Source organism: Sulfitobacter indolifex (assembly GCF_022788655.1).
In the GTDB taxonomy this organism is placed as follows: Bacteria; Pseudomonadota; Alphaproteobacteria; order Rhodobacterales; family Rhodobacteraceae; genus Sulfitobacter; species Sulfitobacter indolifex.
On sequence record NZ_CP084951.1, the window covers coordinates 1 to 15372 of the forward strand.

At 58.7% G+C, this 15372-nt stretch carries 11 protein-coding genes; 8 read left to right on the forward strand and 3 right to left on the reverse strand.

What is annotated here, in order from left to right; genetic code table 11:
* From dnaA to DSM14862_RS00040, 8 genes are all read left to right on the forward strand, one after another.
* A complete protein-coding gene (gene dnaA / locus DSM14862_RS00005) occupies positions 1-1362 on the forward strand; it encodes a chromosomal replication initiator protein DnaA (RefSeq protein WP_007118331.1) in 1362 nt (453 codons plus the stop codon).
* Between the two features lie 164 nt (positions 1363-1526).
* Positions 1527-2645, forward strand: a complete 1119-nt coding sequence (dnaN, locus tag DSM14862_RS00010; protein ID WP_007118332.1) for a DNA polymerase III subunit beta — start codon at positions 1527-1529, stop codon at positions 2643-2645.
* A 58-nt stretch (positions 2646-2703) separates the two neighbouring features.
* A complete protein-coding gene (gene recF / locus DSM14862_RS00015) occupies positions 2704-3801 on the forward strand; it encodes a DNA replication/repair protein RecF (RefSeq protein ID WP_007118333.1) in 1098 nt (365 codons plus the stop codon).
* Positions 3798-4418: a LysE family translocator gene (locus DSM14862_RS00020; RefSeq protein ID WP_007118334.1), complete on the forward strand. Its 621-nt coding sequence runs from the start codon at positions 3798-3800 to the stop codon at positions 4416-4418. The genes recF and DSM14862_RS00020 overlap by 4 nt, the downstream gene beginning before the upstream one ends.
* A 79-nt stretch (positions 4419-4497) precedes the next feature.
* A complete protein-coding gene (gene gyrB / locus DSM14862_RS00025) occupies positions 4498-6912 on the forward strand; it encodes a DNA topoisomerase (ATP-hydrolyzing) subunit B (RefSeq protein WP_007118335.1) in 2415 nt (804 codons plus the stop codon).
* A gap of 204 nt (positions 6913-7116) precedes the next feature.
* Positions 7117-8637: an ATPase domain-containing protein gene (locus DSM14862_RS00030; protein ID WP_040700331.1), complete on the forward strand. Its 1521-nt coding sequence runs from the start codon at positions 7117-7119 to the stop codon at positions 8635-8637.
* A 50-nt stretch (positions 8638-8687) separates the two neighbouring features.
* On the forward strand, positions 8688-10079 hold the full coding sequence (locus DSM14862_RS00035) for a sensor histidine kinase (RefSeq protein WP_243254293.1): 1392 nt from the start codon (positions 8688-8690) through the stop codon (positions 10077-10079).
* Between the two features lie 44 nt (positions 10080-10123).
* Positions 10124-10522: a response regulator gene (locus tag DSM14862_RS00040; protein WP_007118338.1), complete on the forward strand. Its 399-nt coding sequence runs from the start codon at positions 10124-10126 to the stop codon at positions 10520-10522.
* 326 nt (positions 10523-10848) lie between these two features.
* Here the strand turns inward: DSM14862_RS00040 and DSM14862_RS00045 are convergent, their stop codons facing one another.
* From DSM14862_RS00045 to DSM14862_RS00055, 3 genes are all read right to left on the reverse strand, one after another.
* Positions 10849-13038, reverse strand: coding sequence for an NADP-dependent isocitrate dehydrogenase (locus DSM14862_RS00045; RefSeq protein ID WP_007118339.1), 2190 nt, complete (start codon positions 13036-13038; stop codon positions 10849-10851).
* A 162-nt stretch (positions 13039-13200) separates the two neighbouring features.
* Positions 13201-13857, reverse strand: a complete 657-nt coding sequence (yczE, locus tag DSM14862_RS00050; RefSeq protein WP_007118341.1) for a membrane protein YczE — start codon at positions 13855-13857, stop codon at positions 13201-13203.
* Positions 13858-13941: 84 nt separating this feature from the next.
* Positions 13942-15369: a hypothetical protein gene (locus tag DSM14862_RS00055; RefSeq protein ID WP_007118342.1), complete on the reverse strand. Its 1428-nt coding sequence runs from the start codon at positions 15367-15369 to the stop codon at positions 13942-13944.
* Between the last annotated feature and the right edge of the window lie 3 nt (positions 15370-15372).

Here is a 15372-nt window from a genome sequence, read left to right on the forward strand (position 1 = left end):
ATGACATTAGATCACTGGGGCGAGATCAAAGAGCGGCTGTTGAAGACAGTGGGGCAGAACAACTACACCACCTGGATTGAGCCGCTTGTGCCCGGCGATGTCGAAGACGGAATCGTGACACTCAAGGTGCCCACGAACTTCTTCGGCAATTACGTCAGTCAGAATTTCTCGGATCTGATTCTGCATGAGATCAACGCGGCCGGCACCGATGCCACGCGATTGAACTTTGCGCTGAACCAGCAGCCCGCCAATGCCGCCGACAAGCCCGCCCCGGCTGCGCGACAGACCACGGCGGCCGTGAAACCCACCGCCAACAGCCAGCTAAGCACCGCCCCGCTCGACCCGCGCTTTAGCTTTGACAATTTCGTCGTTGGTAAGCCCAACGAACTGGCCCATGCCGCCGCGCGCCGTGTCGCCGAAGGTGGTCCGGTCACCTTTAACCCGCTGTTCCTTTATGGTGGCGTTGGTTTGGGTAAGACCCACTTGATGCACGCCATTGCCCGCGAGCTGCATGAGCGCCGCCCGGATATGAATGTGCTGTACCTTTCGGCAGAACAATTCATGTACCGCTTCGTGCAAGCGCTGCGTGACCGCAAGATGATGGACTTCAAAGAGATCTTCCGTTCGGTCGACGTGCTGATGGTCGATGACGTGCAGTTCATCGCCGGCAAGGATTCGACTCAGGAAGAGTTCTTCCACACGTTCAATGCGCTGGTTGATCAGCACAAACAGATCATCATTTCGGCCGACCGCGCACCGGGTGAGATCAAAGACCTCGAAGACCGCGTGAAGTCGCGTCTGCAGTGCGGCTTAATCGTTGACCTGCACCCGACAGACTATGAACTTCGCCTCGGCATCTTGCAGAGCAAGGTCGAAGTGCAGCGCAAGACCTACCCTGACCTCGAAGTCGCCGATGGCGTGTTGGAATTTCTGGCCCACCGCATCACCTCCAACGTGCGTGTTCTTGAAGGCGCGTTGACCCGTCTGTTTGCGTTCGCCTCGCTCGTCGGTCGTGAGATCGACATGGGCCTGACCCAGGATTGTCTGGCCGACGTGCTGCGCGCATCTGAGCGCAAAATCTCGGTCGAGGAAATCCAGCGGAAAGTGTCGGATCATTACAACATCCGTCTGAGCGATATGATCGGCCCCAAGCGTCTGCGCAGCTATGCGCGCCCGCGTCAGGTGGCGATGTATCTGTGCAAACAGATGACCAGCCGCTCTCTGCCCGAGATTGGCCGTCGCTTTGGCGGGCGCGATCACACCACCGTCATGCACGGAGTGCGCCGCATCGAAGAGCTCAAGGTTTCGGACGGTCAGATCGCCGAGGATCTGGAACTGCTGCGCCGGGCGCTCGAATCTTGATCTGAAGCCCCTGATGGGTTGTGTTGAAGACACGGTTAAACAGCGATCAGGGGCGCAGCTTGCGCCCCTCTTGCAATCGCAGCAACAAAGCCACAAAAGTTCTTGTGTAAGCGTGGGAACCGGGTAGTTTGCCTCTCCCGGCAATCGGTATTGGGAGAAGGCATATGAAATTCAGCATCGAACGCGCGGCACTGCTCAAGGCCGTTTCGCAAGCCCAATCCGTGGTCGAGCGCCGCAACACCATTCCGATTCTCGCCAACGTGCTGATTGAGGCCGAAGGCAGCGATGTTTCCTTCCGCGCCACCGATCTGGACATTGAAGTGGTCGATAAGGTCGCCGCTCAGGTTGAGCGCGCTGGTGCCACCACCGTTTCAGCCACGCTGCTGCACGAGATTGTGCGCAAGCTGCCCGATGGCGCGCTGATCAACCTCACCGCCGATACCGCTGCGGGCCGCCTTACGGTCGAAGCGGGCCGGTCGAACTTCTCGCTGGCGACCCTGCCGCGCGAAGACTTCCCGGTTATGGCGTCGTCGGAATACGCCTCGAACTTCTCGGCCCCTGCCCCAGTGCTGCGCCGCTTGTTCGACAAGTCGAAGTTTGCGATTTCTACAGAAGAGACGCGCTATTACCTCAACGGCGTTTACCTGCACATCGCGGATGCTGAAAGCGGCAAGGCGCTGCGCTGTGTGGCCACAGACGGCCACCGTCTGGCGCGGATCGACGCCGAAATGCCCGAGGGTGCGGCCGAGATGCCCGGCGTGATCGTGCCGCGCAAGACCGTGGGCGAGTTGCGCAAGCTGTTGGACGATGACGAGATGGAAATTGCAGTGTCGGTGTCGGAAACTAAGATCCGCTTCGCCACCCCCGGCATCACGCTGACCTCAAAGGTGATCGACGGCACCTTCCCTGACTACACCCGCGTGATTCCCCAAGGGAACACCCGCAAGATGGAAGTCGACGCCGCCGATTTCGCCCGCGCGGTGGACCGTGTCGCGACCGTTTCTTCGGAGCGTTCGCGCGCCGTGAAATTGCAACTCGACGAAGACCGTCTGGTGCTTTCGGTCAATGCGCCTGACAGCGGCGCCGCGGAAGAAGAGCTTGCCGTGGCCTACGCCGATGAGCGGCTTGAGATCGGCTTTAACGCGAAATACCTGCTGGAGATTGCCAGCCAGGTGGACCGCGAAAACGCTGTGTTCCTGTTCAACTCTTCAGGCGATCCGACCTTGATGCGCGAAGGCAATGACACATCGGCGGTCTATGTCGTCATGCCGATGCGCGTGTGACGCAGCCGGGAATTTTTAAAATTCCCGGACCGTTTTCTTGCAAAGAAAACGGCTTTCAATGACGCAGTTGTATCTCTCCAACCTAAGCCTTTCGCATTTCCGCTCGCACAGGCGGGCGGTCATCGATGTCGATGTGCGCCCCGTGGCCCTTTACGGCCCAAACGGCGCGGGCAAGACCAATATCATCGAGGCGATCTCGCTGCTGTCACCGGGCCGCGGGTTACGCCGGACCAGCGCACAAGACATGGCCCGTAGGCCCGAAGCGTTGGGCTGGAAAATGTCCGGGCTGCTGCATGGCCCGTCAGTGCTCCATGAGATCGAAGTTTGGTCCGAGGCCGGTGCCGCACGGCAAACCAAAATCGACGGCAAGGCGGCAGCGCAGACCGCTCTTGGCCGTGTGGCGCGGGTGCTGTGGCTGATCCCGGCGATGGACCGGCTGTGGATCGAAGGGGCCGAAGGGCGGCGGCGGTTTCTGGACCGTGTGACGCTCAGCATGTTGCCCGACCACGCCGAACTGTCACTGAGCTATGAAAAAGCCATGCGCGAGCGCAATCGGCTGCTCAAGGATATGGTCCGCGAACCTGCGTGGTACGCCGCATTAGAGGCTCGCATGGCCGAGACCGGTGCGCAGATCCACGCCAACCGCCTCCAGGCGCTTGCAGCACTTGAGGCCGCACAGGAAGAGGCGCAGACCGCCTTCCCCGTCGCCACGCTGGAGCTTCAATGCGCAATGCCGAGTGACGTTGAAGCCCTCCGCCGAGCCCTATCGGACAATCGGATGCGTGATCTTTCCGCGGGGCGCACGCTGATTGGCCCGCACCGCGCCGATCTGGAAGGCACCTATGCAGCCAAGGGCGTGGCTGCGCGGGACTGCTCAACCGGAGAGCAAAAGGCGCTTCTTGTCTCACTGATCCTTGCCAATGCCCGCGCCATCGCAGCCGATTTCGGGGCGCCGCCGCTGCTGCTGCTGGATGAGGTAGCAGCCCATCTTGATGCCACCCGCCGCGCGGCGCTTTACGATGAAATCTGCGCCCTTGGCGCGCAGGCTTGGATGACTGGCACCGGGCCTGAGCTGTTTGAAAGCCTCGGCGACCGCGCGCAATATGTCGAAGTGACCGAAGAAGACGGCCTTTCGCGCGTGAAGACCATCGCATGACCATCACCGCCGCCGACCTGCTGCTCTACTGTGGCGCTTTGCTGATCTTGTTCCTTACCCCCGGCCCGGTCTGGCTTGCGATGATGGCCCGCGCGCTGTCGGGCGGGTTTCAGGCCGCCTGGCCGCTGGCCTTGGGCGTGGCGATCGGGGATGTGCTCTGGCCCCTCGTGGCGGTGTTGGGGATCACATGGATCCTCTCGGTCTTTGACACGATGATGGAAGTGCTGCGCTGGATTGCCAGTGGGGTGTTTATTCTGATGGGCGTGGCTCTGATCCGGCAGGCAGGCGAGAAGATCAACACCGACAGCCGCCTGACCCGCCCCGGCATGTGGTCCGGTTTCGTGGCAGGGATCATTGCGATCCTCGGCAATCCGAAAGCGGTTCTGTTCTATATCGGCGTGCTTCCAGGGTTCTTTGATCTGCGTACTGTCACCGCACCTGACATTGGCTTGATCCTTGCGGCCTCGGTCATCGTTCCGCTGATCGGGAACCTCACAATCGCAGTTTTGGTAGGCCATATCCGCGGCTTTCTCACCGCCCCGCGCACCCTGCGGCGGATCAATCTGATCTCTGGCGCCTTGCTGATTTTCGTGGGTCTTGTGATCCCCTTCGCCTGACACAAAATCTTGTGTCATTCGCGTGACAATGCCGGTCGAAAACACTATAAATCGGGCAAACGAGAAGGGTTTTTTCCGCATGTCCGATACCGCGCAGACACCACAGGAATACGGTGCCGATTCCATCAAGGTTCTCAAAGGGTTGGAGGCCGTTCGCAAACGCCCCGGCATGTATATCGGGGACACCGATGATGGCTCTGGCTTGCACCATATGGTCTATGAGGTTGTGGACAACGGTATTGACGAGGCACTGGCCGGTCATGCTGACGCGGTTACGGTCACGATCCACGAAGATTCCTCGGTTTCCGTGAGTGACAATGGCCGTGGGATTCCCGTTGGCATCCACGAGGAAGAGGGCGTGTCCGCCGCTGAGGTCATCATGACCCAACTACACGCGGGCGGTAAGTTCGACAGCAACTCCTACAAGGTCTCGGGCGGTCTGCACGGGGTTGGCGTTTCAGTCGTGAACGCGCTGTCTGACTGGCTGGAACTGCGCATCTGGCGCGAGGGGAAAGAGCATATCGCACGGTTTGAGGGCGGTTTCACGACCAAGCACCTCGAAGTGCTGGGCGACACCGACCGCACCGGCACCGAAGTCCGCTTCATGGCCTCGACAGACACGTTCTCGAACCGCGAATATATCTTTGAGACGTTGGAAAAGCGCCTGCGCGAACTGGCCTTCTTGAACTCCGGTGTGCGGATCATCCTGACCGACGAACGCCCTGTTGAGCCGCTGCGGACCGAGCTTTACTACGACGGCGGCGTGAAGGAATTCGTCAAATACCTCGACCGTCACAAGACCTCTGTCATGCCCGAGCCGATCTTTATCACCGGCGAGCGCGACGACATCGGCATCGAAGTGGCGATGTGGTGGAACGACAGCTACCACGAGAACGTACTGCCCTTCACCAACAACATCCCGCAGCGCGATGGCGGCACCCATATGGCGGGCTTCCGTGGCGCGCTGACCCGCACGATCAACGGCTATGCGCAATCCAGCGGCATCGCGAAGCGCGAAAAGATTAACTTCACCGGGGATGACGCTCGTGAGGGTCTGACCTGCGTGCTCTCGGTCAAAGTGCCGGATCCGAAGTTCTCCTCGCAGACCAAAGACAAACTGGTGTCTTCAGAGGTGCGCCCCGCAGTCGAAGGTCTGGTGAACGAGAAGCTGGCCGAATGGTTCGAAGAGAACCCCGCCGAGGCCAAGCAGATCGTTGGCAAGATTGTCGAGGCAGCGCAGGCCCGCGAAGCGGCCCGCAAGGCGCGCGAACTGACCCGCCGCAAATCCGCGATGGATGTAAACTTCCTTGCTGGTAAGCTCAAGGATTGCTCGGAAAAAGACCCATCCAAGACCGAAGTCTTCCTCGTCGAGGGTGACAGCGCTGGCGGCTCTGCCCAGACGGGCCGCGACCGTCAGACGCAGGCGATCTTGCCGCTGAAGGGTAAAATTCTCAACGTCGAACGCGCGCGGTTTGACCGGATGTTGGGGAGCCAAGAGATCGGCAACCTCGTCATGGCGCTTGGCACCGGGATCGGGCGGGATGAATTCAATCTCTCCAAACTGCGTTACCACAAGATCGTCATCATGACCGACGCTGACGTCGACGGGGCGCACATCCGTACCCTGCTGCTGACCTTCTTCTTCCGTCAGATGCCCGAGCTGATTGAGCACGGCCACCTCTACATCGCACAGCCACCGCTCTACAAAGTGTCGCGTGGCAAGTCCGAGGTTTACCTCAAGGACCAAGCCGCGATGGAAGACTACCTGATTCAGCAGGGCGTCGACGGCGCGATGCTGCGCCAGGGCAACGGCGAAGAGATCAGCGGCCAGGACCTGACCCGTGTGGTCGATATGGCCCGTCAATTGCGCCGCGTGTTGGAGGCATTCCCGACCCATTACCCGCGCCACATCGTTGAACAGGCCGCTATCGCTGGCGCCTTTGTCGATGGCGTGGTGGACAGTGATCTGCAGGGCGTGGCCGACAAGGTGGCCGACCGTCTGAACTTGATCGCGCTGGAATATGAGCGCGGCTGGCAAGGCCGCATCACCCAAGACCACGGCATCCGCCTTGCCCGCATCCTGCGCGGTGTCGAAGAGGTGCGCACGCTGGATGGCCGCATGATGCGCTCGGGCGAAGCCAGAAAATCCGGCACCTTCACCAAACACCTGCAAGAGGTCTACGACCAGCCCGCGACCCTCGTGCGCAAAGACCGCAGCCAGCTGATCCACGGTCCAATGGACCTGCTTGATGCGATATTTGCAGAAGGCGAAAAGGGTCTGTCGTTGCAACGCTACAAAGGTCTGGGGGAAATGAACCCCGATCAACTTTGGGAAACCACTCTCGACCCCGATGCGCGTACCCTGCTGCAGGTCCGGGTTGAGGACATGGCCGAGGCGGATGACCTCTTTACCAAGCTGATGGGCGATGTTGTTGAACCACGGCGCGAGTTCATCCAACAAAACGCATTGAGCGTCGAGAACCTCGATTTTTAAAGGTTTGTTCGGCTGCCTTTAGCCTATTATTCGCGGCATTAGTGCCGCGAATTGCACGATAGGTTTCGTGATACGAAAGCCCTTGCGGCTGATATTCGACGCCGCATTCTACCCTGCGTCGTGGCAAGAAAATCCCAAGCACGTTATTTACTTCTTCTGCGTTCGGATTACCTAAACGACGATTTTTCGAGCGAAGAAACCATAATGAATAGAACAATTACGACTGAAGCTAAGCAAAGAATATCCACCGGAACATCAGGCCTAGACTCAGTGCTCTGTGGCGGCCTGACCCCGGAGAGACTTTATTTGGTCGAAGGCACGCCGGGTTCGGGCAAGACAACGCTTGCTTTAAAGTTCCTTATGGATGGTCGCGCCGCAGGGAGCAAAGGGCTCTACATCACTCTCTCCGAGACGGTGAATGAGCTAACCGCCGTCGCCCAGTCACATGGTTGGACGTTGGATGACATCGCTTTGTACGAGATGGTCGCCGAAGACGATTTCAGTGCGGATCACGAACAGTCCCTTCTACATCCAAGCGAGGTAGAGTTGGGCGAAACGGTGCGCGGCATCATTGAACTTGTGGAAAAAACCAATCCCGACCGGGTCGTGCTCGACAGCCTCTCCGAACTGCGCCTCTTGGCCCAGAACCCCCTGCGCTACCGCCGGCAAATCCTAGCCCTGAAACACTTTTTTGCGCGGCGCAAATGCACTGTGCTGATGCTCGACGACCGCACCGCCGAGCCGGGTGATCTGCAGCTCCATTCCATTGCGCATGGCGTCATTTCTCTGGAGCATCTGGCGAATGACTTCGGCTCGGAGCGACGGCGCTTGAGGGTGATCAAGATGCGTGGTTTGAAATACCACGGGGGCTATCATGACTTTTCCATCGAAAAGGGCGGCATTTGTGTTTACCCGCGCCTGATCGCGGCAGAGCACCACCGTGTGCATTCCACCGAACCTGTGACCACCGGCCTAAAGGAACTGGACGCCCTTTTGGGCGATGGGCTGTTTCCAGGAACCAACGCACTGCTGGCCGGCCCCGCTGGCGTAGGCAAGACCACGACGGCGGTACGTTGCATGATTGCAGCGCTCGAGCGGGGTCAGAAAGCCGCGTATTTCTTGTTCGACGAACGGCTCGCGACGTTGATGATCCGTTCCAAGGCACTTGGGATGGACCTGCAACCCTATATCGACGATGGCTCTTTGCAGATCCGCCAGATCGACCCGGCCGAACTCTCGCCCGGTCAATTCGCCTATGCTGTGCGCGGGGCGGTTGAGGACAATGATGCAAGCATCGTGGTGATCGACAGCCTAAACGCTTATCTGCATGCCATGCCCAGCGACAACTTCCTCGTGCTGCAAATGCATGAGTTGCTTAGCTACCTGTCACAGCAGGGTGTGATTTCGATGATGGTCCTCGGTCAGCACGGCATCACCGGCGAACTGCGTTCAGACATCGACATCAGTTACCTCGCAGATACCGTAATGATGCTTCGGTTTTTCGAGGCGGAGGGCGAAATTCGCAAATCCATCTCGGTCATCAAGACACGGACCTCTGACCACGAGCGCAGCATTCGCGAGTTCAAGATTGATCGGGACGGCTTGACCGTCGGCGCGCCAATTCGCAATTTCTCTGCTATTCTCTCGGGCAGTCCGGTATATACGCCGTCAAAAGGTGATCTGATGCCATTGTCCGCAGATGATGCTGAGGATCGCCAATCGTGACTGGCCTCGCCGCACTTGCTGACACCACGACAGGACCTGGGACAGATATCTTGTCAGCCGTCGCAGTGGTGGCACCGCGTGGGCGCGACGATGCGGTCGCACGTCAGCTTTTGGCGAAGGACGGGATCGCGACTGTTTCCGCGCCAACGCTCACGACACTATCGGACCTTATCGCGCAGCATGTCGGGGCCGTGCTCATCACCGAAGAAGCGCTGAACAGCGCGGGGGCCCAAGAACTCGACCATGTGCTGACGTCACAGGCGGCTTGGTCTGACGTGCCTTTCATCGTGTTGGCCAATGGCACGTCACGCGACCGCAGCGAGCGCGCCACCCAAAAGATCGATACGCTGAGCAACGCCGTCTTGCTCTCGCGCCCCCTGCACGCCGAAGAGCTTATCCGCGCGGTCCGTTCAGCCCTTGCCGCCCGCGTTCGGCAGCATGAAGCCCGCAAGCAGCTTGAGGAGCTTCAGTGGCGTGAACGGCAGCTTTTCGAAAGCGAAGCGAAGTTTCAGGCAATCGCGAATTCGGTGGATCAGATGATCTGGTCGACTTTGCCAGATGGGTACCACGATTATTACAACAACCGCTGGTACGAGTTTACCGGCGTGCCACACGGCAGCACCGATGGTGAATCGTGGAACGGTGTGTTCCACCCAGATGATCAAGCACGGGCTTGGGATCTCTGGTCTCACAGTCTTACGACCGGCGAAATCTACGAAATCGAATACCGTCTGCGCCATCATTCGGGCGACTACAGATGGGTCTTGGGGCGGGCGCAGCCGGTGTTGGACAGGTCTGGCACCATTCTGCGCTGGTATGGCAGTTGCACGGACATCCACGAGATCAAGGTTGCCCAAGAACAACGCCAGTTGATGCTGGGCGAGATGAACCACCGGGTAAAGAACACGCTGGCTATGGTGAACGTCATGGTCTCGCAAACGCTGCGACTGGCGGACAACTTGCCTGACGCACAAACCGCGCTGCAATCGCGCATTGCTATGATGGCGCAAGCCCATGATCGGCTGATCGCGGCGTCCTGGGCCGAGGCCCAAATACCAGCTGTGGTTGATGCTGCACTGGCGCCGCACCGCACTGGCGAGAGCCGTTTTATCATTGATGGGCCAGAGGTAGAGGTGGGATCGAAACAGGCCCTCGCGGTAACGATGGCCCTTCATGAGTTATCGACAAACGCTGCGAAATACGGTGCGTTATCGAACAATGCGGGAAAGGTTCTCATCCGTTGGGGTGTCACCGATGATACCTTTACTTTCACATGGGAGGAAACCGGCGGTCCTCAGGTCGATGCCCCCACAAGGCGTGGCTTTGGCAGTCGAATGATCGAACAGGCACTGGCCAGCTATTTCCACGGGAACGTAGAGCTATCGTTCAAGCCGAAAGGCTTGTGTTTCACACTTAACGCACCCATGTCCGGTCTGCTTTAAAACCGCCTGACACCCTCTCTTTTATTCAATGAAAGCGCATTGATATGCACGCCAAAGACACCAAAAGGCCCGCCGTTCTGATCGTCGAAGACGAGCCGTTGTTGCGCATGGATGCGGTCGACATGATACAAGACGCCGGGTTCAAGACCTATGACGCCCCCTCCGCCGATGCGGCGATAGAAATCATCGGCTCTCACGATGACATCGGCATTCTATTTACCGACATCGACATGCCGGGATCGATGGACGGACTAAAGCTTGCCGAATATGTGCGCGCCGGGTGGCCTTCGGTGAAAATATTGATCGCGTCAGGTGTGATCGGTGTCGGGGATGAGGAAATGCCCGAAGGATCGAAATTCTATGCCAAGCCCTATGCGACGAGTTTGATCATAGACGATCTGCGCACCTTAATTGCACAGGACGAGATCAACAGCAGGTTATGACGCGAGGTGCAGTAAGCGCCACGCCAAAGGTTGCTGGAAGGGGGGTGGGTTCCCATGCGATTGAGGTTTAACTGCCAGACAGTTGCGAGGCGAAGCATTCGCTGCGCGTCGGTCTTTGTGTCAATCTGAAGTCGTTTCTGCATTCAGCTTCCCTCCGCTTGTCGACGCGGGTTCTGGAATGCCAAAGCCTTTTGATCGCCACCAACTAAACCCCAAGAGGTCGCGAACTATTCCGCTTCTGCGCTGGTTTGGTCGCCCCAAACGCGGGACAAAATACGCCGCGTAGTTGGAATATCTACGCGGCGTATCAATGCATATTCGGCAGTTTAGCCGATAATGCTATTCAGCGTTTTAGACGGGCGCATTACGGCGTCTGTCTTGGCCTCATCCGTGCGATAGTAACCGCCCAGATCAGCCGCAGGGCCCTGAACCGCAGCAAGCTCGGCAAGGATGTCCGCTTCGTTGGTCGCCAATGCTTCTGCAATCGGCGCAAACTGAGCGGCGAGCTCTGCATCCTTGCCTTGAGCGGCGACCGCTTCGGCCCAATAGCGCGCGAACCAATAGTGGCTGTCGCGGTTGTCCGGCTCACCCACTTTGCGCGAGGGGGAACGGCCATTGTCGAGAATGCCCTGCGTTGCCACCTCAACCGCTTCGCCCAAGATACGGGCCTTTTCGTTGCCCTTGGCATCGGCCAAGAACATCAGGCTTTCCCCAAGCGCGCAAAATTCCCCAAGGCTGTCCCACCGCAGGTGGTTCTGCTCGACCAGCTGCTGCACGTGCTTTGGCGCCGAACCGCCCGCACCTGTTTCAAACAGACCGCCGCCGTTCATCAGCTTGACGATCGACAGCATTTTGGCAGAGGTCGCCAGTTCGAGGATGGGGAAGAGATCGGTAAGATAATCGCGCAGCACGTTGCCGGTGATGGCGATGGTGTTCTCGCCTTTGGTGATGGTTTCCAGCGAGGCACGTGTGGCTTCGCGGGGTGCCATGATCTCGAACTTGTCGGCCACGCCTTGGGCCTCCAAGATCGGCTTCACATAAGAGATCAGCTCAGCGTCATGGGCGCGGGTTTCGTCGAGCCAGAAAATCGCGCGGCAGCCTTCGGCCTTTTGACGCGAGATGGCGAGGTTGACCCAGTCCTCAATCGGCGCTTTGCGCGCTGAGGACGACCGCCAGATGTCACCGGCTTCGACCTTGTGCTGGTGTAGCACGGTGCCGTCGTCGAGGATCATCTTAACGGTGCCCGCCTCCGACATTTCAAATGTAGTCGGGTGGGAGCCGTATTCCTCGGCCTTTTGCGCCATCAGGCCGATGTTTTGCACGGTGCCAGCGGTCGCCGGGTTCAACTTGCCGTTCTCTTTGAAGAAGTTAATCGCCTCGTCATAAACCGGCGCATAGGAATTATCGGGGATCACGCAATTCGCGTCATGCTCTTTGCCGTCCGGGCCCCAGCCCTTGCCACCAGCGCGGATCAGCGCGGGCATAGAGGCGTCGATGATCACGTCCGAAGACACATGCAGGTTGGTGATGCCCTTGTCGGAATCGACCATATACATCGGCGGACGCGCGTCCATGCAGGCGTTGATGTCGGCCATGATCTCGTCATTGCCCTTCACACGCGCCAACAGATCGCCGAGGCCGGAGTTCGGGTTTACACCCAGCTCTTTCAGCGTCTCACCGTGCTTTTCAAACACGGGCTTCAGGAAGGCTTCGACCGCGTGGCCAAAAAGGATCGGGTCAGAGACCTTCATCATCGTCGCTTTGAGGTGCAGCGAGAAAAGAACGCCGTCTTCTTTGCTCTTTTCAATCTGAGTGGCGAGGAATTCTTTGAGGGCCGCAGCGCTCATAAAGGTCGCATCAACGACAGTGCCTGCAGGGTAATCAAGGCCGTCTTTCAGCACCTTTTCACCATCCGCGGTCTCTACCACGATTTTCGCGCCAGAAGCTTTGTCGAGCGTGGCCGAAACTTCGTTCGAGAAGAAGTCGTTGCCAGACATCGACGACACATGCGTCTTGCTGTCGGATGCCCAATCGCCCATCCGGTGCGGGTTCGCTTGCGCAAAGCTTTTCACCGCCTTGGCGGCGCGACGGTCAGAGTTGCCTTCGCGCAGAACCGGGTTCACAGCCGAGCCTTTGATGGTGTCATACTTAGCACGAACGGCTTTCTCTTCGTCGGTGCTGGGGGAATCAGGATAATCAGGCAGGGCAAAGCCTTGGGATTGCAGCTCTTTGATGGCACCGACCAATTGCGGCACAGAGGCAGAGATGTTGGGCAGCTTAATCACATTCGCCTCGGGCGTCTTTACCAGACGGCCCAGTTCGGCCAGATCGTCGGACTGGCGCTGATCTTCGCTCAGGTGCTCTGGGAAGGTTGCCAAAATACGCCCGGCAAGGCTGATGTCTTTCGTACCGACGCTTACACCAGCAGCTTTGGCGAATTTCTGGATGATCGGCAACAGGGACGCAGAGGCCAGCTCCGGCGCTTCGTCAACTTTAGTATAAATGATGTCGGACATGATATGCTCCAAATTGCTGCATTTGCAGCCCTGATAGCTGAAGAGACAGCGAAGGTCGACGGTATACCGCAGTATGCGGTGGGGTCGGCCCGGGAAAATGCAGCGATCTAGCGGATTTTAGCCTTCGGGCGTGCGGTGCGACCGGGAAGGGCAGCGCTTTCTTCAGCGGGTCACGCTGCGCAGCTGTAGGATCTGCATCCCAATCGCCATGGCCGGGCCAATGCCCACCGCAAACAGTAACGTGCCAAGGCCCAAGGTGCCCCCCAACGCCCAGCCAATCGCGACCACGGTCAACTCAATGCTCATACGCACCAGCGCGATGGGTTTTCCCGTGACCCGCTGCAGCCCCGTCATCAGCCCATCCCGCGGGCCGGGGCCGAGGTTTGCCACCAGATAGATCGCGCCGCCAAAACCTGTCACGAAGACCCCTGTTAACGCCAGCAGGGCATTCGCCAGATAGCTGTCAAACCGTGGCAAGATCGGCAATGCGTATTCCAGCACCAGCGCCACGATCACCGCGTTGAGGATGGTGCCGATACCCGGCGTCTGGCGCAGCGGGATCCACAGCAGCAGCACCGTCGCACTGATCAGAAAAGTCGCAAGCCCAAGGCTCCACCCTGTGATCTTGGTCACGCCTTCGGCAAAGACGGTCCAAGGGCTGACACCCACGCCCGCATTGACCAAAAGCGCTTCGCCCAAGCCGAACATGACCAACCCGAGGATCAAAAACATCATCGAGGCAAAAGGCGGCTTGAGGGTGAACGCCTTGGGCGAACTCCAACGCAGCGTGGGGACAGAGGTGACAGACAGGAAACTCACGGGGCGCGACCTCTGACGATGCAATCTAGATGAGTAGTTGTTCCAGTTTACGCCAGACCCGGCAAGATCAATCCACCCACAGGCTCAGCGCCAACGGGAGAAACCGAAAGTCATGTAATCTTTCTGATAGGCATCCGCGGCGAGGGCTTCGATCTCATCGTCATAAATGTCGTTGAGCGTGAAAGGGCCGGGTTCTGAGCCCGCTGACACAGCAGGACTGGTGGCATGCCCCTGGGTCGCGGCCAGTGCAGTCAACTCAGCGGCCAAATCCTCTTCGCGGATGATGCGATCCGGCAGGCAGAACTCCCCAAATCCTGCAATGGCTTGGGCCTGAGAGCACCATGCCGCATCCACCCGGATTGAGGTTTGGCCGGCCAGATTACCTTTGAGAAACTTTAGAAAAGACACAAAGGCGGTGCGATGCGCGGCACGGTCATACTCTGCGTCGGGCCCGTCCTTCGGCAACGGCATTTTGTAACGGCGCATCAGCGTGTTGCGCAGTTGACGATAGCTGCCCTCGCCCGTTGTGAGGATATGGCGGCAGAAAGCGTCATGCGCCCGCAACGCCGGATGGCGCAGCACGGTGAAGCCGCGATGGCCGGGCGCTTTGCGTTTCCACTGCCGCAATTCCTTTTGGGTCATCTTATCGCGCAGCGCTTCGCGTGGCACCCCATCGAGGGCGGCAAGCCAATCCAGCACCTGATCCTGCGGCCCGGATTTGATCGGTAGGTAGATTAACCCACTCGTCGCGGCGGCCACATAGGAGGGCACATTCGGCCCGCGCCGCGGCTCAAAATTCGGGGTTCGGGTCAGATCAAAGCGGTCCAGCCGGGCCAGCGCCTCCAACATCTCGTTATAGTTGCTGACCTTGGCGGAGATCGGGCTGGGATTCTGTTTCTTAAGGTTCTTATCCAGCGCCTCTAACTGCTCATCCACACCAAGGTAGTGCGCAAGCCCGTTCATCACCTCAACGCTTTGCAGGTCTTCGTAAGCTACATAAAATGCCGTCTGCCCCGAGGTCTGCAAACGGTTAAGCAGGGTGATCTGAAAGCGCTGCAAGGCGTCCAAATGCGCGCTAAACTCATCAGCGTTAAAAACCACCTGTGCCACCTTCTGCGCTTTCATATCAGTCAGCTTCCACTGGCCCGTCGCCTGCGCGATCTTCCAGCTGACGTAGCTGTCGACCGGATTACGCGTGAGCACGATCTTGGCGCAGCGCTGATCCTTGATGATGGTATCAAAGACGCGCGGATCATGATCGTGGAAATAGCGAAAACCGCCCAGAGCATCCCGCTGCCCCCGGATTACAGCCAGCAGCTTTTTGGGGTTTTCGTCCCGCGTGGCCTGATCGACGCCAAGGATCGGTTCGCTCTTGGGGTAGCCCATGAAGAAAGGGTTAAACGCCTCTCCATGACAGGCGATCCCCGCAAAAGCATTCAGGTTTGCTTCGAGAAAGTTAGACCCGGTCCGCATCTCGGCGAAGACCACGAAACTGTCGAATTTGTCGCTCATGGG